Source organism: Flavihumibacter petaseus NBRC 106054, assembly GCF_000974785.1.
Classification (GTDB): Bacteria; Bacteroidota; Bacteroidia; order Chitinophagales; family Chitinophagaceae; genus Flavihumibacter; species Flavihumibacter petaseus.
Genome location: NZ_BBWV01000003.1, coordinates 249038 through 268879 on the forward strand (window position 1 = coordinate 249038; position 19842 = coordinate 268879).

The 19842-nt window shown below is 50.0% G+C and carries 16 protein-coding genes; 12 read left to right on the plus strand and 4 right to left on the minus strand.

Going from position 1 to position 19842, the window contains the following annotated elements; all coding sequences use genetic code 11:
- Positions 1-734 precede the first annotated feature (734 nt).
- Together FPE01S_RS16390 and FPE01S_RS16395 are read right to left on the minus strand one after the other, a co-directional pair.
- A complete protein-coding gene (locus tag FPE01S_RS16390; RefSeq protein WP_046370137.1) occupies positions 735-2924 on the minus strand; it encodes a glutamine synthetase III family protein in 2190 nt (729 codons plus the stop codon).
- Positions 2925-3089: 165 nt separating this feature from the next.
- The gene (locus tag FPE01S_RS16395) at positions 3090-4313 is read right to left on the minus strand and encodes a hypothetical protein (RefSeq protein ID WP_046370138.1); all 1224 of its coding nucleotides are present in this window, start codon (positions 4311-4313) and stop codon (positions 3090-3092) included.
- A 51-nt stretch (positions 4314-4364) separates the two neighbouring features.
- Between FPE01S_RS16395 and FPE01S_RS16400 the strand changes: the two genes are divergently transcribed.
- From FPE01S_RS16400 to FPE01S_RS16440, 9 genes are all read left to right on the plus strand, one after another.
- Positions 4365-5507, plus strand: a complete 1143-nt coding sequence (locus tag FPE01S_RS16400) for a glycosyltransferase family 4 protein (protein ID WP_052955916.1) — start codon at positions 4365-4367, stop codon at positions 5505-5507.
- Positions 5491-7803 (plus strand): phosphoribosylformylglycinamidine synthase subunit PurL, encoded by a 2313-nt coding sequence (gene purL, locus FPE01S_RS16405; protein WP_245624013.1) that lies wholly within the window; start codon positions 5491-5493, stop codon positions 7801-7803. Before FPE01S_RS16400 ends, purL begins: the two co-directional genes overlap by 17 nt.
- Before the next feature lie 23 nt (positions 7804-7826).
- On the plus strand, positions 7827-8807 hold the full coding sequence (rfaD, locus tag FPE01S_RS16410) for an ADP-glyceromanno-heptose 6-epimerase (RefSeq protein WP_217998229.1): 981 nt from the start codon (positions 7827-7829) through the stop codon (positions 8805-8807).
- A 72-nt stretch (positions 8808-8879) separates the two neighbouring features.
- Positions 8880-9674 (plus strand): pyrroline-5-carboxylate reductase, encoded by a 795-nt coding sequence (proC, locus tag FPE01S_RS16415; RefSeq protein ID WP_046370139.1) that lies wholly within the window; start codon positions 8880-8882, stop codon positions 9672-9674.
- 158 nt (positions 9675-9832) lie between these two features.
- Positions 9833-10015: a hypothetical protein gene (locus FPE01S_RS16420; RefSeq protein WP_046370140.1), complete on the plus strand. Its 183-nt coding sequence runs from the start codon at positions 9833-9835 to the stop codon at positions 10013-10015.
- Positions 10016-10251: 236 nt separating this feature from the next.
- On the plus strand, positions 10252-11898 hold the full coding sequence (gene pyrG / locus FPE01S_RS16425) for a CTP synthase (RefSeq protein ID WP_046370141.1): 1647 nt from the start codon (positions 10252-10254) through the stop codon (positions 11896-11898).
- A gap of 231 nt (positions 11899-12129) precedes the next feature.
- Positions 12130-12531, plus strand: a complete 402-nt coding sequence (locus FPE01S_RS16430) for a four helix bundle protein (RefSeq protein ID WP_046370142.1) — start codon at positions 12130-12132, stop codon at positions 12529-12531.
- A 217-nt stretch (positions 12532-12748) separates the two neighbouring features.
- Positions 12749-14602, plus strand: a complete 1854-nt coding sequence (gene yidC / locus FPE01S_RS16435) for a membrane protein insertase YidC (protein ID WP_046370143.1) — start codon at positions 12749-12751, stop codon at positions 14600-14602.
- A 45-nt stretch (positions 14603-14647) separates the two neighbouring features.
- Positions 14648-15313 carry a hypothetical protein gene (locus FPE01S_RS16440; protein ID WP_157474068.1) on the plus strand — a complete coding sequence of 222 codons (666 nt, stop codon included), beginning with the start codon at positions 14648-14650 and terminating at the stop codon, positions 15311-15313.
- 209 nt (positions 15314-15522) lie between these two features.
- Here FPE01S_RS16440 and FPE01S_RS16445 read toward each other — a convergent pair whose 3' ends face one another.
- Positions 15523-15906, minus strand: a complete 384-nt coding sequence (locus FPE01S_RS16445; RefSeq protein WP_046370145.1) for a hypothetical protein — start codon at positions 15904-15906, stop codon at positions 15523-15525.
- 509 nt (positions 15907-16415) lie between these two features.
- On the opposite strand from FPE01S_RS16445, the gene FPE01S_RS16450 reads away from it, so the two are divergent.
- From FPE01S_RS16450 to FPE01S_RS16460, 3 genes are read left to right on the plus strand one after another with little or no spacing between them, the layout of a single operon-like run.
- Positions 16416-17837, plus strand: coding sequence for a tetratricopeptide repeat protein (locus FPE01S_RS16450; RefSeq protein WP_046370146.1), 1422 nt, complete (start codon positions 16416-16418; stop codon positions 17835-17837).
- Between the two features lie 49 nt (positions 17838-17886).
- Positions 17887-18657 carry a phosphosulfolactate synthase gene (locus tag FPE01S_RS16455; RefSeq protein WP_046370147.1) on the plus strand — a complete coding sequence of 257 codons (771 nt, stop codon included), beginning with the start codon at positions 17887-17889 and terminating at the stop codon, positions 18655-18657.
- Positions 18657-19391 carry a shikimate dehydrogenase family protein gene (locus FPE01S_RS16460; RefSeq protein ID WP_046370148.1) on the plus strand — a complete coding sequence of 245 codons (735 nt, stop codon included), beginning with the start codon at positions 18657-18659 and terminating at the stop codon, positions 19389-19391. The genes FPE01S_RS16455 and FPE01S_RS16460 overlap by 1 nt, the downstream gene beginning before the upstream one ends.
- 3 nt (positions 19392-19394) lie before the next feature.
- Here FPE01S_RS16460 and FPE01S_RS16465 read toward each other — a convergent pair whose 3' ends face one another.
- Positions 19395-19835, minus strand: a complete 441-nt coding sequence (locus FPE01S_RS16465) for a thioesterase family protein (protein ID WP_046370149.1) — start codon at positions 19833-19835, stop codon at positions 19395-19397.
- Positions 19836-19842: the final 7 nt, after the last annotated feature.

Genomic DNA, 19842 nt, shown 5'->3' on the forward strand with positions numbered 1-19842 from the left:
ACTGATTCTATTTACAGCCGCGGCCAGCGGCTGATTGGTCTGGAAGGCAGATTCCGCTATCATGATCTGAAAAATTCGAGATTGATTCCTTCTCATTGATTTTTCAAGCAGAGAACAGAACTTTCACGGGTCAGGGTTATGACCAGGACTATTTTTATTCGTGGCATCGGCGGCAGCTACTGCAGCCTGCTACGCTATTTTATATTTGATAAAGGCGGGAAAGGCCTCGAGGCGGGAACAATATAGAAAGCTTTTCGCCGGTAAATAATCCCCTTCGGGAAGTGGGTATTGCTTTTTTGAAAAAGGCCAATTTGTAAAACTGAGTGAAATGAGCCACCAGACTGCGTTGCAGAAAAATAAACTAGTGGTTCCGTTTAGTAGTTGAATTTTTTACGCAGAATTAGGTCTATTTCGGCAATTGCCATTGGCTTGTTGGATTAAATTTAATCGAATGCGTGCCCATCGAACCCAACTTCAACCTCAAACCCAATCTCAGACCGCAAACCCCCACCTTCGCTAAAGTTTTGGTGGGCAAAGGCAAACATCAAACCTCTCCCACGGGGTTCCCAACTTCTAAACTTCTAAACTCATAAACTCCTAAACTTCTAAAAACCCACCTTCGCTAAAGCTACTGCTTACGCTAACGCTTCAGCAGTCAAAGCTGGTGGGTAAGAAAGGAAAAGCCCACTCTTCCGAGCGGGCTTCCTTCGCAGTTGGTTTTGATCCAAAAAGACTTAGCGGATGAACAGCATCTCGCGGTACTTCGGCAGCGGCCAGTAGGAGTCGTCTACCAGGAGTTCCAGCTTGTCCACACTGTAACGGATGGCGTCGAAATAAGGCCCCTTCACCTGGCTTTCGTAAGCGATTGCCTTAGTGCGGGTGTTGTCCATCGCGTTGCAAACTTTGCGGGCTTCGATCATTTTCTCCACGAGGTCGCTCAGTTTGTTGATGTGTTCGCTGATCTTCACGAGTATCTGCTTCTGGTTGGAAGTCTGATCTTCCAGTCCGAGATCCTTCATACCCTTGATATTGTTGATCAGAACGTTCTGATATTTTACAGCAGCGGGAAGTATATGGCTGGTGCAGAGTTCACCCATGATGCGGGCTTCGATCTGAACGCGCTTGATATACTTTTCCAGTTCGATTTCGTGACGGGCTTCCAGTTCAATGTGGGTGAGCACGTCATTCTTTTCGAAGAGGTGTTTCGCTTTTTCGGTAACCAGGGCATCCAGTGCCAGCGGAGTAGCTTTTACATTGGGAAGGCCGCGCTTTTCAGCTTCTTTTTCCCATGCTTCGCTGTAACCGTCGCCTTCGAACAGTACTTTGTCGCTCGCAACGATGTACTCGCGGATCACGTGCATGATGGCGATCTCTTTCTTTTCACCTTTTTCGATCAGGGCGTCAACATCCTTTTTGAATTTCTTCAGGGTGTCGGCCAGGATGGTGTTCAGCACGATCATCGGGTTAGCGCAGTTGGCAGTTGAGCCTACAGCGCGGAACTCGAATTTGTTGCCGGTGAATGCGAACGGTGAAGTACGGTTCCGGTCAGTATTGTCGAGCAGCAGTTCAGGAATGCTGCGGTGCAGATCGAGTTTCAGGATGGCTTCATCCTGTTCGTCGAATTTGTCGCCCACGCGCTCTTTGATCTCGTTGAGCACGTTGAACAGGTATTGACCAACGAATACAGAGATGATGGCCGGAGGTGCTTCGTTGGCACCCAGGCGGTGATCGTTGCCTGCAGAGGCGATAGAGGCACGCAGTACGTCGCTGTAGTCGTAAACGGCTTTGATGGTGTTCACGAAGAAGGTGAGGAACATCAGGTTGGTCTTCGGCGTTTTGCCGGGAGCCAGCAGGTTAACACCGGTATCGGTGCTCATGCTCCAGTTGTTGTGCTTACCGCTACCGTTGATGCCGGCGAATGGCTTCTCATGGAGCAGTACACGCAGTTTGTGGCGGCGTGCAACACGATCCATGATGTCCATCAGGAGGGTGTTGTGATCAACCGCAACGCTTACTTCTTCGAAGATGGGGGCGCACTCGAACTGTGCAGGAGCCACTTCATTGTGACGGGTGCGGAGGGGAATACCCAGTTTGTAGCACTCATTTTCGAAATCACGCATATAGGCATATACGCGCTCGGGGATGCTGCCGAAATAATGGTCTTCCAGCTGCTGTCCTTTTGCAGGGGCATGTCCGAATACGGTACGGCCGCTCAGTACGAGGTCGGGGCGGGCATTGAACATGCCTTCGTCGATTACGAAATATTCCTGCTCCCAGCCGAGGGTAGCGCTGACGCGGTTCACGTTTTTGTCGAAATAGTTGGCTACTTCAACAGCGCTTTTGTTGAGGGCCTCAAGGCTCTTCAGCAGGGGCGCTTTATAGTCGAGCGTTTCACCGGTGTAGGAAACGAAGATGGTCGGGATGCAGAGTGTTTTGCCCTGGGAAACTTCCAGGATAAACGCTGGTGAAGAGGGATCCCATGCAGTATAACCGCGGGCTTCAAAAGTAGCGCGGATGCCGCCGGAGGGGAAAGAAGATGCATCAGGCTCCTGCTGGATGAGTGCAGCACCATCAAATTCTTCGATGGCGGTGCCATCACCTTTCAGCGTGAAGAAAGAGTCGTGCTTTTCAGCTGAAGTACCGGTAAGGGGCTGGAACCAGTGGGTGAAATGGGTTACCCCTTTGGATTCTGCCCACTGGCGGATGCCGGCGGCGATCTGGTTGGCTACCTGGCGGTCAATCTTCTTGCCACCTTTGATAGAAGCTACCAGGCTCTTGTACCCTTCGTCACTCAGGAAAGCACGGGCTTTCTGCAGGGTGAATACATTTTCTCCAAATAAGGCAGTGATCTTGGTTGTCCCCACCAGTGGTGTCTCCTTCGACTGGGCGATGCTTTCCAACGCTTTGAAACGTAATGATGACATGAAGTTTGATTTTTAGCTGTGCAAATAAATGACAAAACGCGAATATAGAACGGCCTTAAACCGATTTTTCGAAATTTCGGCTAAGTTGGTTAAAAAATTGATACAATTCAATCGTTTAACCATCGTTTTACCTCAAAAACTGACCGTTTTTATAAACATGCAATTTTATGCAATATGTTTTCGGCGCAGGTAAAGCAGGCAGGATGCTGCCGTCAATAGCAGCTGGGGGATACAGCGGTAACGTACAAGGGCACCCGCAAAAGGTACAGTGATACCGATCACCCACAGGCAAGTAACTGAGGAACAGATCAGTAGATAGGATAAATTTTCCGCACGGTGCCGCCATCGCCAGGCGAAAGCGATCGTCAGGGCCCAGAAGATGATCAGCATGGTGCCTTCTACTGTGGCAACCAGGGATAATATTCCCCCCTGGTCACCCAAACGGGGGTAACTGAGGGCGCGCCATATCGAATTAGGAATATTTATAATAAAATTAAGCGGATTATCTTCCAGGAGGAATTCCGGCATCCTTGACCGGCCTTCCAGGAGGCTGAAGGCCGCCTGTTTTTCCAGCAGGGCGGTCCGTCCCTCCGGTATGGAGCAGATGCCGGTGACCAGCAATCCGTAGGTAGCGAGGATGAGGCCGTTCTTCCACCGGAAGTTGAATTCCTGCGCCAGCAGGTAGACCAGGATTCCTGGTGCCAGCAGGATTGCCATATAATTACGCACAAAGAACAGCAGCGTCAGCGTCATCACGGGGAGGCCAAAACGCCCGAAAAGCTTTTGAGAAGGGTGAGTGACCTGGTACAACAAACCTGCGGTGAGCAGGAGAACAAAGCCATCGCGATGGATGCCGCTGGTCCAGAACAGGCAGGATGGCAGCAGGCAGAGTGCTGCCCAGGTCCACCACGGCATTTTTATTCCTGCGACAGCCGTGAGCGCCAGTACCAACCAGACCATGCCCCACAGGGTGAACCATTCGTACAACACCACATTAATATAATAATTGCCGCCACTTAGCACATCCATCAGGCTGATCACTTTCAGCATCAGGTTATCCCTCAGGTCATTCCAGTAGCCGGAGCTTTGCAGCAGGCCGCCGGGCTTATACAGGATTTCCCTGAAAATCCCCGTGAAATAGTGACCCGGCTGATGCCAGAGTTCGTGGTATTCGATGAGGGCGCCCTCGTGAAAGCGCCAGGTGTCGGAGCCGGGTTGACGGGCATACCACATGCCGTAAACTGTACCAGTGATGATTTTTATTCCGTAGAAGCCCAGCCACCGGTAACTACCGATACCGGTTAACCGAATTTGCCGGCTCCGCAGCAGCAGGGCACATCCGGCAAACAGCCAGAAAAGGTAGAGGAGTATGGTAACTACAGAAGGCATCGTCCGCAAAATAATAAATGCCTTTTCGTTAATTGCAGTATTTTCCCAGCTATGGCCAAAATCCTCCTTGGTGTGAACAGTTCGTATTGTGCCGCTTTTCTGAAAGGGCAGGTGGCATTCCTGGCGGGAAAGGGTCATAAGGTTGTGATCATATCCGGACCGGGAGAGGAGATCAGCCGGCTGGCCGAAAAGGAACAGGCTACCTTATATACTATCCCTTTCAGCAAATCCATTACGCCGTTGGACGATCTCCGTTGCCTGTTCAGCATTGTCAGGATCCTGCGAAAGGAAAAGCCGGATATTATCAATGCAGGTAACCCGAAATCGGGTCTGCTTATTCTGATTGCCGGGAAGCTAACCGGGATCCCTAAGCGCATTTTTACGTTACACGGACTTGTTTCGGATACCCGTAAGGGTTGGAAAAAGCAATTGCTCATGGGGGTGGAGCGCACCAGTGCAGCCCTGGCAAACCAGACCTGGGTGGTGAGTCCCTCTTTGCGGGAACACGCCATAACAGAAAAGATCATCAGTGCGGCACGGTCGATCGTGATCGGGTCGGGAAGCTGCAACGGGGTGGATACAGCTTACTATGAGCGGAGTGCCGAACAGGAAGCAGCCACCCGGCTGTTACAGGAGCAATACCATATTGAAGCAGGAGATCCCGTGATCGGTTTTGCCGGCCGGCTGTCCAGGGACAAGGGCATTGAACTGCTCCTGGATACTTTCGCTGAAATGCGGGCCAGGTTTCCCCGGTTGCGGCTATTGCTGGCTGGTCCCATGGAGGGAAATGATCCGATCGGGTCAACCTACCTGAAACAGCTTGAAAGTGATCCTTCCATTATTTACCTGGGAAAACAGGCGGATCTGCGGCCTGTTTACGGGGCGATGGATGTGCTGGTACTGCCTTCTTACCGTGAGGGTTTCGGGAATGTGCTGATCGAGGCAGCGGCAATGGGGGTTCCCGTGGTGGCGCCGGATATACCCGGCTGCCGGGATGCGGTGGCGGCGGGTGTAAATGGCGTTTTGTTCGCCCGCGGCAATGCCGACGCCTTGCGGCATGCCCTCGAAACGTACCTGCTGCAGCCGGAACTGCGGCGCCAGCACGGATTGGCGGGCCGGCCGATGGTACAGCAGCGGTTCTCACCGCCCGATATCTGGCAAGCACAGCTGGATGTTTATGAAAACCTCCGCTGAAAGTCTCTTTTTTCTTCAGTTGCCGTCCGTTAACTTTGCGCTTTCTTTCACTACCACAATTACCATGGAAGTAACCGTAAAAACGGCGGAACAACTCCGCCTCACCGCCCAGGAATTTGAGCTCATCAAGGAAAAACTCGGCCGTACGCCCAATTTCAACGAACTCTGCGCCTTCAGTGGCATGTGGAGTGAGCACTGTAGCTATAAAAATTCCATCAAATGGCTGAAAACCCTTCCCCGCGATGGCGGCAGGATGCTGGTGGCAGCAGGTGAGGAGAATGCGGGTCTGATGGACATCGGTGATGACTGGGGTGTAGTATTTAAAATTGAAAGTCATAACCACCCCTCGGCCATTGAACCCTTCCAGGGCGCTGCGACCGGGGTAGGCGGAATCCATCGCGATATCTTTACCATGGGGGCGAGACCGATCGCTTCCCTCAATTCGCTTCGTTTCGGTAACCTGACCGAAGCAAAGACCCAGCACCTGCTGGGTGGCGTGGTGCATGGCATCGGCCATTACGGCAACTGTTTCGGGGTGCCGACTGTGGGCGGCGAGATCTATTTTGAAGGCTGTTACCATACCAACCCGCTCGTGAATGCCATGAGTGTGGGAATCGTTAAGGCCGGTGGAACCGTGAGCGCCACCGCTGAGGGCGAAGGCAATCCCGTGTTGTTCGTGGGATCTGCCACCGGAAAAGACGGCATTGGTGGTGCTTCCTTTGCTTCCGCTGATATTACCGCGGAAAGCGCTGATGAACTGCCGGCGGTGCAGGTGGGTGATCCCTTCCAGGAAAAGAAACTTCTCGAAGCATGTCTCGAAGTGATTCAGACAGGAACCGTGGTCGGCATGCAGGATATGGGTGCTGCGGGCATTATCTGTTCCACAGCGGAAATGAGCGCCAAAGGCGGTGTGGGTATGCGGATCGATCTCGACAAAGTGCCGACCCGTCAGGCCAATATGAAAACCTGGGAATTGTTGCTCAGTGAAAGCCAGGAGCGTATGCTGATGGTGGTAGAGAAAGGTAAGGAAGCCGTGGTGCAGGCCATTTTCGACAAGTGGGATCTGCCCTGTGCGGTGATCGGTGAAGTGACCACGACCGGCTTGCTTGATTTCTACATGCATGGTGAACTGGAAGCTTCGCTTCCTGCACATGAGCTGGTACTGGGCGGTGGTGCCCCCCAATACGAAAGGGCCTATGAAACACCGGCCTATTTCGAAAAGATCAAAGGCTTTGATGCTTCGTCTGTAAAGATGCCTGGTGACCTGCGGAAAGTTGCAGAGAAACTGGTGACCATTCCCAATATTGCCAACAAGCGCTGGGTATATGTTCAGTATGACAGCATGGTTGGTACAGGAAACACTTCTACAAACGCTCCCAGCGATGCACCTGTAGTACTGGCCAAGCCAAGCGATAAGGCCCTGGCGGTAACAACGGATTGTAACAGCCGCTACGTTTATGCGGATCCTTATAAAGGCGCGCAGATCGCCGTGGCTGAAGCTGCCAGGAATATCGTGTGCAGCGGTGGTGAACCGCTTGGTGTGACGAACTGCCTGAACTTCGGCAACCCCTATGACCCCCAGGTGTACTTCCAGTTTGTGAATGCCATAAAGGGTATGGGTGATGCCTGCCGGAAATTCAATACACCGGTAACCGGCGGTAATGTGAGCTTTTATAACCAGCACCCTGAGGGTGCGGTTTATCCTACACCAACCATCGGCATGGTGGGATTGCTCGAGTCGATCAATGACCGGATGACCTTGTCCTTCGTGCAGGAAGGCGACAGCATTTACCTGGTGGGCACAGCAACAGACGATATCGCCAGCTCCGAATATCTCCATAAGATTCATGGTGTGGAATTCTCCCCGGCACCGCGCTTTGAACTGGATGAGGAATTTGCCCTGCAGCAGGCAGTGGCAACATTGATCCGCGACAAAAAGATCGTATCTGCCCATGACCTTTCAGAAGGCGGATTGTTCATCGCCCTCGTGGAAGCCGGGTGCTACCGCAACCTTGGATTTGACATCACGACGGATGCCGCTATCCGGAAAGATGCCTATCTCTTTGGTGAAGGTCAGAGTCGGGTACTGGTTTCCGTTAGCAAGGGACAGGAGGCAGCATTTGAGCAAAGTCTTTCCGGCAAATCATTCCGGAAACTCGGAACAGTTACTTCCGGTGCGGTAAAAATTGACGGCGAAGCATGGGGGCAGATCGGGGAATGGAAAACAGCTTATGATACCGCGATTGAAAAATTGCTGGCGGGTCATGCTGCTGATCATGCCCTCAGCGCATTGTAATGGTCATTCCTTACCTTTAAGACATGAATAAAAATTCGGTGATCGTCGTAACCGGTGCAGCGGGCTTTATCGGCAGCTGCCTGGTGGGATTTCTCAATCTGAAAGGCTTTAATAACCTGATCCTGGTAGATGATTTCTCCAAATCGGAAAAGGAACCCAACCTGCTGAACAAGCGTTTCCTCCATATGGTGGAGCGGAGCCGGTTTTTCGAGTGGCTGGGCAGTCAGAAACCGCATATCGACTTCATCTTCCATATCGGCGCCCGTACCGACACCACCGAATTCAATTATGCCATCCACCAGGAACTGAACGTGGAATATTCCCAGAAAATCTGGAATTATTGCTGCGTGCACAATATCCCGCTGGTATATGCTTCTTCGGCGGCTACCTACGGCAGCGGGGAATATGGCTATAAAGACGACCACCAGTTGTCCTTCAGCCTGAAGCCATTGAATCCTTACGGGGTTTCCAAGAACGAGTTCGACAAATGGGTGCTCCATGAAACCTATCGCCCTCCATTCTGGGCTGGACTGAAATTCTTCAATGTTTACGGACCTAATGAATATCATAAAGGCCGGATGGCATCAGTGATCTGGCATTCTTTCCGCCAGGTGCAGCAGAACGGCAAAGTGAAGCTTTTCCGTTCTCATCGTCCGGATTTCAAAGACGGGCAGCAGCTGCGGGATTTTGTGTATGTGAAGGATGTTATCCGGATCTGTTACTGGCTGATGGAAAACCAGCCGGCGTCGGGGTTGTACAACCTGGGTACCGGATCGGCGAGGGCTTTCCAGGACCTGGTTTTGTCCACTTTCCGGGGAATGGACCGGGAGCCTGTGATTGAATTTATCGATATGCCCGAGGATATCCGGGACAAGTACCAGTACTTCACGGAGGCGGATATGCGCAAGCTGCGGGATGCGGGATATTCTGAGCCTTTTTACTCCCTGGAAGAAGGCGTTGAAGATTATGTACGCAATTATTTAATGAGCGGTAAATTCTATTAAATCCATATCTTCGCTTCCGATTGCTGCCACCCTTCCGTCTGGATTGGTGGCTTTTCAATATATATAGTATCAATGAGCAAGAGCATTGCTATCATTGGTGGAGGTAACCTGGGCATTTCGATCGCAGAAGGATTACTGGCCGGGGGCTTCACCGAGGCATCCAAAATTACCGTCACCCGTAGAAATATCACTTTGCTGCAGCCGTTGCAGCAGAAAGGGATCAGGGTCACAGACAATAACCCGGTAGCCGCAAAAGATGCAGATGTGGTGTTGTTGGCGGTGAAACCGTTCCAGGTTAAGGAAGTGTTGCGTGAGATAGCTGGCGTGATTACACCTGATAAGATTGTAGTTTCTGTAGTAACCGGGGTTAGCATACCTGAACTGGCAGCGGAATTGCCATCCGGGGTTCCGGTTTTCAGGGCCATGCCGAACACGGCGATCGCGATCCGGGAGAGCATGACGTGTATTGCTTTCCACAAAGCGGGGAAACCGCAGGTGGATCTGGTGATGGAAATTTTTACCCAACTGGGGCGTGTGGCAATGATTGATGAGCAGCTGATGGACGCTGCGACTGTGTTGGGGGCTTGTGGCACAGCGTATGCAATGCGGTACATCCGGGCCAATATACAGGGCGGCATTGAGATCGGATTCGACGCAGCTACGGCAAGCCTTATCGCCGCACAAACGGTGAAGGGGGCAGCAGAACTTTTACTACTGAAGGGTACCCACCCTGAATACGAGATAGATAAAGTGACCACTCCTAAGGGGTGTACGATTGCAGGCCTTAATGAAATGGAACACCAGGGTTTCAGTTCATCTCTGATTAAAGGCATTTCGGCCAGTTTTGGAAAGATCCAGAAAGGCTGAAATTATCCGTTGTTTGAACACAATAAAACACATTAAAATAATGTGGCGGATGCTGCGTTACTAATAACAGTAAAAACTAAACCTGTTTTGGCTGAAATTAGATTAATATATAAATTGCGCACGCATAAGCCAATATCCAATCTTTCAAACCTCTGTTTATGAAAAAATACGTCAGCTTATGGGTATTGCTGGTTGAAATTGTTGCTATTGCGGCGCTGCATGCCAACAAGGACAACGCGGATCGGATTAAAGACATTTTACTGAAAAGAAATCAATCTGGGCTGATCAAGACCACGCCGATCACACCGGCACCCATTCAGCATCCAGGTGTAACCGAATAAGCAATAATCACCAAAGGAAAAAATAGGCATCCGGGCAACCGGGTGCCTATTGTGTTTTCAGGGTATCAGAATTCCTTGTATCTTTGCTTGACCTTTCGGAACATAATATACCTCACTGGTATCCGCAGGTCGATTCAGACAGGAAAGCGGTTTTTCAGACATCCTTATCAAACAGTCTCGGACAGTACTTCGGTACATGCCCGGTCATTATATTTTATTGAAAGAAATCAAGTGTTATGGCCAAGTATATCTTTGTAACGGGAGGCGTTACATCATCACTGGGGAAGGGAATTATTGCGGCTTCGCTCGGGAAGTTGCTCCAGGCGAGGGGTCTGAAAGTGACCATCCAGAAATTTGACCCTTATATCAATGTTGACCCAGGAACGCTCAATCCTTATGAGCATGGTGAGTGTTATGTAACCGAAGACGGGGCGGAGACCGATCTGGACCTTGGCCACTACGAACGTTTCCTGAACATTTTCACCACACAATCCAACAACGTTACCACCGGTCGCATTTATCAGACCGTGATCAATAAGGAAAGAGAAGGAGCCTACCTCGGCAAAACTGTGCAGGTGGTGCCCCATATCACTGACGAGATCAAACGCCGTATGCTGCTCCTCGGTCAGGATGGGTACGATATAGTGATCACGGAGATCGGCGGTACGGTGGGTGATATTGAAAGTCTTCCGTTTATTGAGGCTGTCCGCCAGTTGCAGTGGGAACTGCCGGAAGAGGATTGTGTGGTAATCCACCTCACCCTGATCCCATACCTGCGCGCCGCCAAGGAACTGAAGACCAAGCCCACCCAGCACAGCGTACGGATGCTGAGCCAGGAAGGTGTACATCCCGACATTATTGTTTGTCGTACAGAAGAGCCCCTGGGGCCTGAGATCCGCAGGAAGATCGCGCTTTTCTGTAACGTCAAGAAGGAAGCCGTGATTGAGGCGGCAGATGCACCCACCATTTATGAAGTGCCACTGGCGATGATGCGGGAGAAGCTTGACCTGATCTGTCTGCGTAAAATGAATATCACACAGTACAGCGAGCCTGAACTGGGCAAATGGAAGGAGTTCCTCGACAAGCTGAAATACCCCAAAAGCAAGGTAACCATCGGCCTGATCGGCAAGTATATCGAGCTGCAGGATGCCTATAAATCTATCCTGGAAGCGTTTATTCATGCTGGCGCCATGAACGAGTGTAAAGTAAACGTTGTCAATGTTCACAGTGAATTTATCACCGATGAAAATGTTGATGAAAAACTGGGTCACCTGGACGGGCTGCTGGTTGCACCCGGATTTGGACACCGCGGCATTGAAGGAAAGATCACGGCCGTTAAATATGCCCGCGAGCGCAAATTGCCATTCTTCGGTATTTGCCTGGGGATGCAGATGAGCGTGATCGAATTTGCGCGGAATGTGCTGCACTGGAAAGATGCCCATTCTACAGAAATGGATCCTTCTACCGCCCACGCTGTGATCGACCTCATGGAAAGCCAGAAAGAGGTGACTGCCAAGGGGGGCACCATGCGTCTCGGCGCTTATGCCTGCCAGATCAAGGAAGGCACCCTGGCGCATCGCATTTACGGTCATACGGAGATTAGCGAGCGTCACCGCCACCGCTGGGAATTCAACAACCAGTACCTGGAAGCCTTCGAAAAAGCCGGCCTGGTAGCCAGCGGGAAAAACCCGGAAAGCGGTCTCGTCGAGATCGTTGAGCTGCCTGATCATCCCTTCTTCTTCGGCGTACAGTACCATCCCGAGCTGAAGAGCACCGTGGAGTGTCCGCAGCCGATCTTCGTCCACTTTATCAAGGCCGCCAAGGAGAATGCGGAAAGGAGAGAGGGGGTGAGGAATCCGTTGTTGCAGTCGGAAATGATTTAGAAGAAGGTTTGAGGTTTGGGGTTTGGGGTTTGAGGTTGGGTTTGAGGTTGGGAGTTGCCCAACGACATTATCAATTGCAGCGTTAGCGAAGGCGTAAAGCTTAGCGTCGGCGGTTTGAGGGATATGGGAAATGTGAACAACTTGATTCTTTCTTGCAAAAAGGTTATAATACCTGCCGGGAAACCGTGTTTTTGCCTGGGTTGAGTATTCTGTTTTGGGCGAGATTCGGGTATGGCCACCATATCCAAACTTGAAGATCTCGTCATTTGGCAGAAAGCAAGGGAAATATCCCTGATCGTCTATCAACGTACTGATACATTATTTTTCCAGCAGAATCAGGGATTAAAAATACAGATCCGAAACAGCGCAGGATCAATAGCCGATAATATTGCTGAGGGCTTTGGCCGTAGCAGTCAGAAAGAATTTATACATGCGCTTTTTGTTGCCAGCGGTGAACTCCAGGAACTGACATCCCAGATTATCCGTTGCGGAGATTTTGGCATTTTTAACCAGGCCGATGTTGCGTTACTAACAAGCCGACTATCCATCCTGGACAGGATGATTCGAAAGCTGTCCTTTTACCTGAATCATTCCGGCATCAAAGGGCAGCAGTTCAAAGGCAGGATGGGCTGATCTTTAAAGTGCCATAATTCCATTAAGTAGCTCATTACCACAAGCTTATTATTGTAATTATGTCCGGGAGCAATTCACTTTACCGATTGCTATAACCCTCAAACTTCAAACCCAACATCAAACCCCAAACCTCAGACTTCAAACTTCTTTTCTCCATATCATTTTAAGGCAGCAAGAGTAAACTACCTATCTTTGCCCGTCTTAAAATTATTACTACATGCAAAGCATGGATCGGAATACAGTCATTGGTTTTGTGCTTCTGGGTATCTTACTTTTTCTTTACCTGTTTATCAGTTCAAAAAATAGCCGTGAGCTTCAGGTGAAGCAGCAGCAGTATACGGATTCGATTGCACGGATCGAAACGGCTAAAAAGAAGGCTGCTGCTGAGCTTGCCTTGCGGGCTGCTGACACTGCTGCTTTGAAGATTGACTCCAATGCTACGGGATGGGAACTTGCCACGAAAGGCCTGGAAAAATTCCAGACCCTGGAAAACGACCTGCTGAGCATTCGCTTTTCCAACCACGGTGCCCAACCTCATGAGGTGGTGCTCAAACAATACAAGCGGTCCGACAGCAGCCTGGTAAAGCTGGTGGATAACGGCAGCGAGGGGATCAGTTATAAAGTGATGACCGGTGCCAATCAGACCAGCGAAGTGGCTGACCTGTTCTTCCAGGATAAGGGCGTGCAGGCAGATGCATCCGGCAACCAGGTGCTTACTTACGAAGTGCGGGGGAATAACGGCGAAACGATCATCCATGAGTTTGTACTGCACCCTCATTCCTACCTTGTTGATTTCAACGTTAAACTGAGTGGAACCGATAAACTGCTATCCCAGCAGAACCTCAACCTGCAATGGAATGTAGATGCCAGGAAACAGGAAAAAGACCTGCGGTACGAACGGCAGCAATCACAACTGGTACTCGTTGAAAAGGATGAATATGATTATTTCAACCTGGTTTCCAGCAATACCAAAAAGTTTGAGGGACCGCTGCACTGGACAAGCGTCAAGCAGCAATTCTTCAACTCTACTTTGATTGCAAAAGATAAGTTTGATGCCGGCCAGGTAGACTGGACGACACCTTCCGAAGATACCGGGTCACTGATCGTTTCTGCAAAAGCCAGCTTCCAGAAAAAAATTACCACCGGCAATTCCGCTGTTGTTCCGCTTCAGCTGTATTATGGCCCGAATGATTACAAGATCCTCCGGAATATCGGTGTGGAGAAGATGGATAAGATCGTGAACCTCGGACAGGGAGTATACTCTTTTGTGCGGCCGATCAACCAGTTCATCATCATGCCGTTCTTCGATTTCATCCGGAAATTCATCCTGAATTATGGTTTTGCAATTGCCCTCCTGACCATCTTTATCCGTCTCGTTACTTCTCCGCTGGTGTACACCAGTTACCTGAGTGGTGCAAAGATGAAAGCACTGCGCCCCGAGATTGACGCCCTCAAAGCCAAACATGGTGATGACCAGCAGGCTTTCGGAATGGACCAGATGAAGCTCTTCCGTGAAGCGGGTGTGAACCCCCTGGGCGGTTGTATTCCGGCTTTGCTGCAGATCCCGATCTTCTTTTCCCTCTATAGTTTCTTTAACTCGAATGTGGCGCTGCGGGGACAACCGTTCCTGTGGGCAGATGACCTGAGTACCTATGACGTGATTGCCAAACTGCCTTTCTCCATTCCGCTCGGCTTTGGTGACCATATCAGTCTCTTTACCATCACCGCTGTACTGACGAGTTTCCTGATCTCCGTGTATAATGCCAACATGACGCCAGACCAGAATAACCCGATGCTGAAATACATGCCGTATTTCTTCCCGGTTATCCTGCTGTTCTTCTTCAATCGCCTGCCTTCGGCGCTGACCTGGTATTATACGGTTTCCAACGTTATTACGCTGATCCTGCAGTGGGTGATCCAGAATTATATCATCGACCACGACAAGATCGTTGCGCAACTCGCGGAGAACCGGAGCAAGCCAAAGGCCAAGAGTAAATGGTCGCAGCGCATCGAACAGATGCAGGAAACCCAGAAAAAGATGCAGGAAATGCAGCAGAAAAAGGGGAAATGACAACTGAGGACCGTATTTTGCCGTCTGTATACCAGTCAGATGCAAATGAAAAAGATAGTCCTTTCGCTTTTTTGCAGCATAATGCTGTTGCTGGCAAACGCTCAGAAAAAGGTTTCCGACATTACCATCGTTTATGATGCGGTAATCAATACCGGTACGGCAGAACCGAAACTGGCCGATGCTTTTGATGGCGCTACCACTACGGTATACCTGAAGGGGAGCCTCAGCCGTTCCGAGATGACCAGTGCTCTGGCCAATTTCACCACCATACATGACAGCCGGACCGGCGCAGCCGTGGTGTTACAGGAAATTGGCGGTCAGAAGCTACTGATCCGGATGACTGCTGATGACTGGAAAGACAAAAACCGTAAATACGAGGGCATCACGTTTACGCCTACCGATGAAACCAAACAGCTTGCTGGTTACAAGTGCCGCAAAGCCGTTGCCAAAATGAAGGATGGTGGCACTTTCACAGTCTATTATACGGATGAGATCGTTCCGGAGAACAACGACTACAACTCACAGTTTGCCAACCTGAAAGGGTTGCCGCTGGAATATGAATTGATCCAGGGCAAACTGACTATCCGTTATGTTGTGTCCCAGGTATCTCTTAATCCTGTTCCTGTGGCAAAATTTGATATTCCCAAATCCGGCTACCGGGAACTGAGCTATGAAGAAAGCAAAAAGGGTAGGAAGGGGGGAGGAGGATAGTTTGGAAGATGTGTCAGGACAGGTGACATGCCAATACCGAAATTGTTTTACAGAAGTAAACAGATGATTGCCGCGGCTTTGACTGCTGGGGCGTTAACTATGCAGTTGCTTAAGTCTATTTGCAGGCTTCGCCTGCCGAAGCTCTAGCGTAGGCAGGGCAAAAAAAAACGCCTTTGCAGGCGATCAGTTTTTAGGGCAATAATATAGGCTTATTTATTAATGCGGAGGCGAAGCTTCAGCATTTCGGTATTATCGCAGGCTGGCTTGGTGTTACCCAGGTTGATGCGATGGTTATACGGCATGATGTAAGTCGTATTGCCTTTCTGGTAAGTGATCACTGAATTGAGGCTGAGTTGACCGTTTGCGGTGGATTGGTTGAAGATCATGCTTCCTTTGTATACCGGTCCCGCTTTAAGGGTAAAGCCAGAAGTTGTCCGAATAGGGGTAAACTCTGATTTAACTGTGGTGGTTTTCTTTCCTCTTTTTTCTCCACCCATACTGGCGAAAGCCAACCCTGCCACGGTAAGGAGGCAGGCTGCTGCTACGAGTTTGTAGCGATGGCGGCTAAGGCGTGTATGGAGGTTTTTGATCATCTCGAGACAAAAATAGTAAAAAAAATTGCTAATTGCGAAACCGTTTATCACAAATTTTAATATGTCTTTAACGGCAATTAGTATTTATTTAACGCCTGGCGTTCAATAATGTTACAAAAAAACCTAAAAAATCCGTACCGGGTTGGTAAAATGCCACCACGGGCCACGAAGTAGCGACAAGCTGCAGGCGACTACCGGCGCATATACTTGCTCACTACTGATAACTCCCTGCTACTGAACAACCTGCATCATCAGCTTATTATGCTCCTTTGCGTGGCGCGGGCCTTCGGCTACCGAAGCGTCAGCGGAGGTAGCCAGCGCTATCGCATGAAAAAAAGACCTCACTGCGTGAAAAAATCGCTGCCGGAAGATGAATTCCACTCGTGAAACGCGGACCGTTCCACGAAACGATCAATTACGGGAAATCTTTGCACATCCATTCGCAGATGTGTGAATAAAAAAGTTGGTCATTTTTTTTGAATCTGCTAAATTAGAATAACCCATTGTAAATGAAAGAATATCCTTTTCGGCAGGATAGAGAGGACCTGGAGGCTTTGTTGAAAATTTACCATGATCGCAAATCTGGCCGTTCCTATTCCTTTCTAGACGAAGACTCGTTTGAGAAAATCATCAATTATTTTGACGAATCAGAGGACCTGGCGCAGGCGCAGGAAGCTTGTGATATGGCTGTGGAGCAGTTTCCCTATTCTTCTTCATTGCTGATGCGCAAGGCAGAAATCCTGATCGCTACGCGAAAGTACCAGGATGCGCTGGCCATCCTTGAACTGGCGGAGCTGCTGGACAGCCGTGATATCAGTTTGTATATTCTGCGAACGGATGCATACCTGGCACTGGACCAGCAGGACAAAGCCGTACAGATCCTGGAGAATGCGCTGGAATTGTTTGAAGGAGAAGAGCGCATCGAATTGCTTTTTGAACTGGCGGATGTATATGATGATTATGAAGAGTTCGACAAGTTGTTTGATTGCCTGAAAATGATCCTGGAACAGGAACCTTCCAATGAGGAAGCGTTGTACAAAATATGTTTCTGGACGGATTTTACCGGGCGGAATGAGGAAAGCATCCGGCTGCACCAGCAGATCCTGGAAGAACTCCCGTACAATGAACTGGCCTGGTTCAACCTGGCTGCTGCCTACCAGGGATTGAAGTTGTACGAGAAGGCGATCGACGCCTACAAATTTGCTATCACGATCGATGAGAAGTTTGACTACGCTTACCGGAATATGGGCGATGCGTTTATTCGTCTCCGTAAGTTCCGCGAAGCCATAGAAGTGCTGGAAAAAGTACTGGAACTTACCCGTCCCGAAGATGTCATTTACGAAGCGATCGGGCATTGTTATGACCGCCTCAAGAACTTTGCACAGGCGCGTTTTTATTACCGCAAGGCGGTGCACCTGACTCCCGACGACAGCAAACTGTATTATAAGATTGCCTGTACCTATATCAACGAGGAACAGTGGGGGCAGGCAGTGAGGCAGCTGGAGACAGCACTCCAGCTGAGCAAGTCGCAACCTGAATTCAACCTCGCGATGGGCGAGTGTAAGATCCAGTTAGGGGAAGTGAAGGATGCGATCTTTTATTTCTCGAATGTAGTGCGGGCCCGGCCGAAATCGGTTACTGGCTGGGAAGCGTTGATCCGCTGCCTGTATGGCGGCGAGTTTTATGACGAAGCACTGGAGCAGGCGGAAGCAGCTTTGTTGCACACTGAAGGAAAGCCATTGTTTATATATTATAAAAGTGCCATACTTTTGGCACTGGGCAAAACCAAGGAGGCCCTGATCTATCTCGAGCGTGCCATTTTAAAAGCACCCAAACTGCTGAAAGATTTCGTTGCTTTACACCCTTCTGTCTTGCAAAATCAGTTGGTGGTAGACGTTATCGCCCGCAACCGGAAGGCAGGGAAAGCATAATGTCCGCGCGGTTTCCTATTTTTGCGCGGCGTTCATTAAACAGCAGCCAATGAATTTCAACTTAACACAAATGCCCGAAAGGCTGGCCAGGCCACGCCAGAAGGGTATTACCATGGTGATGGATAAGGGTCTGAGTATTGAAGAGAGCAAACATTTCATGAGCGTTTCGTACCCCCATGTAGATATCGTGAAGCTTGGATTTGGTACATCTTTCGTAACGCCCAATCTTCGTGAGAAGTTGGAAGTTTATCGTTCCTACGACATACCTGTATATTTTGGCGGTACTTTGTTCGAGGCGTTCCTGATCAGGAACCAGTTTGAAGACTATATCGCAGTCTGTAAGGATTTTGGCATTTCCTACATGGAAGTGAGCGATGGATCGATCACCATTCCCCATTCAGAAAAATGCGGTTATATAGAAAAGCTGACCAAGCACGGCACGGTGCTCAGTGAAGTGGGCAGCAAGGATGCCGCACATATTATTCCTCCCTACAAGTGGATCGAACTGATGCGGGCCGAGCTTGAAGCGGGATCCACCTATGTGATTGCTGAGGCACGGGAAGCCGGTAATGTGGGCATCTATCGCGGCAGCGGTGAAGTGCGGGAAGGCCTGGTGCAGGAGATCCTGACCCAGATCCCGGAAGAAAGAATCCTTTGGGAAGCACCGCAGAAAGCGCAGCAGCTGTATTTCATTGAACTGATCGGCTGCAATGTTAACCTTGGCAATATCGCTCCCACTGAAGTGATCAGCCTGGAGGCCATGCGTGTCGGACTTCGCGGCGACACTTTCAATCTTTTCCTTGATAAAGAAATGGCCTGATGCGTCATTTCGGACTGATCGGATATCCGCTGGGGCATTCCTTTTCGAAGGGCTTTTTCACAGAAAAGTTCCAACGGGAAGGGATAGCTGCTGTTTACGAAAATTATCCGCTCGAATCAATAACCGAATTACCGGCACTTCTTCAAAATAACCCCGGTATCGAGGGACTGAATGTTACCATTCCCTACAAGGAACAGGTGATCCCTTACCTGGACGAAGTTTCCCCTGTAGTGCAGGAGATCGGTGCCTGTAATTGCATCCGCATTGTAAATGGTAAGCTTATTGGGCACAATACTGATGTGACGGGATTTGAAAAATCTTTCAGCCGGAAACTGAAGCCGGGGCATTACCCGGCATTGGTGCTGGGTACCGGTGGCGCATCAAAGGCGGTGCAATATGTATTGCGGTTACTGGGTATTCCTTTCAGCGTGGTGAGCCGCAATGCAAACCCCGGGCAAGGCATACTTTCCTATGAGGGACTTTCCCATGAACTCCAGGCGGAGAGTCTGGTATGGATCAATACCACGCCCCTGGGCATGAAGCCCGACCTGGGCACCCGGCCGCCCATGCAGTACTCCATGCTGAGCCGGGATCATTACCTTTACGACCTGGTGTATAATCCGCCGTGTACGCGCTTTCTTTCAGAAGGCCTGGAACGCGGTGCGGTAATAGAGAATGGTCATGATATGCTGGAAATCCAGGCACTGGAAAGCTGGAAGATCTGGAATCGTTAAGGTTTATGCTTTATCAGCGCTCAATGCTGCTTCCACGCCGGCCGGCACTTTCGTTACCTTTCTTTTGCTGTAATCAAAGCACACCATTCCTGTTTTCACCACTGCAGCTATTGTTGTTTTCTCCGTTGTGATCTTTTCAAACAGGTAAATGATATCAAAACCGAAGTTGGTGAAATCATTGGCGACCACGCTTACCCGGATCTCATCGCCGTAAAAGATCTCCTGGCGGAACTCGATGGCGGTATCTGCCATGATGAGGCCTGCACCGGAAAGGTCCAGTTCACTATAGCCGGCAAACTGGAGGAACTGCACCCGCGCCTCATGTGCCAGCGTCAGCACCCTATCATTACCAAGGTGGTTACCGTAGTTCATATCGGTGATACGGATAGGAACGCGTGTCTGGAAGATGAATTTTTGGGGGAGTTCTATTTTGATGCGGGCCATTTGCTGC

Bases quoted from the DNA above. Each gene is read 5' to 3' on its own strand.
- rfaD (WP_217998229.1), top strand. From the start codon at position 7,827: ATGAATAAAAATTCGGTGATCGTCGTAACCGGTGCAGCGGGCTTTATC.
- FPE01S_RS16445 (WP_046370145.1), bottom strand. From the start codon at position 15,906: ATGATCAAAAACCTCCATACACGCCTTAGCCGCCATCGCTACAAACTC.
- FPE01S_RS16460 (WP_046370148.1), top strand. From the start codon at position 18,657: ATGCGTCATTTCGGACTGATCGGATATCCGCTGGGGCATTCCTTTTCG.
- purL (WP_245624013.1), top strand. From the start codon at position 5,491: ATGAAAACCTCCGCTGAAAGTCTCTTTTTTCTTCAGTTGCCGTCCGTT.
- FPE01S_RS16400 (WP_052955916.1), top strand. From the start codon at position 4,365: ATGGCCAAAATCCTCCTTGGTGTGAACAGTTCGTATTGTGCCGCTTTT.
- FPE01S_RS16390 (WP_046370137.1), bottom strand. From the start codon at position 2,924: ATGTCATCATTACGTTTCAAAGCGTTGGAAAGCATCGCCCAGTCGAAG.
- FPE01S_RS16465 (WP_046370149.1), bottom strand. From the start codon at position 19,835: ATGGCCCGCATCAAAATAGAACTCCCCCAAAAATTCATCTTCCAGACA.
- yidC (WP_046370143.1), top strand. From the start codon at position 12,749: ATGCAAAGCATGGATCGGAATACAGTCATTGGTTTTGTGCTTCTGGGT.
- FPE01S_RS16455 (WP_046370147.1), top strand. From the start codon at position 17,887: ATGAATTTCAACTTAACACAAATGCCCGAAAGGCTGGCCAGGCCACGC.
- FPE01S_RS16440 (WP_157474068.1), top strand. From the start codon at position 14,648: ATGAAAAAGATAGTCCTTTCGCTTTTTTGCAGCATAATGCTGTTGCTG.
- FPE01S_RS16430 (WP_046370142.1), top strand. From the start codon at position 12,130: ATGGCCACCATATCCAAACTTGAAGATCTCGTCATTTGGCAGAAAGCA.
- FPE01S_RS16420 (WP_046370140.1), top strand. From the start codon at position 9,833: ATGAAAAAATACGTCAGCTTATGGGTATTGCTGGTTGAAATTGTTGCT.
- pyrG (WP_046370141.1), top strand. From the start codon at position 10,252: ATGGCCAAGTATATCTTTGTAACGGGAGGCGTTACATCATCACTGGGG.
- FPE01S_RS16450 (WP_046370146.1), top strand. From the start codon at position 16,416: ATGAAAGAATATCCTTTTCGGCAGGATAGAGAGGACCTGGAGGCTTTG.
- proC (WP_046370139.1), top strand. From the start codon at position 8,880: ATGAGCAAGAGCATTGCTATCATTGGTGGAGGTAACCTGGGCATTTCG.
- FPE01S_RS16395 (WP_046370138.1), bottom strand. From the start codon at position 4,313: ATGCCTTCTGTAGTTACCATACTCCTCTACCTTTTCTGGCTGTTTGCC.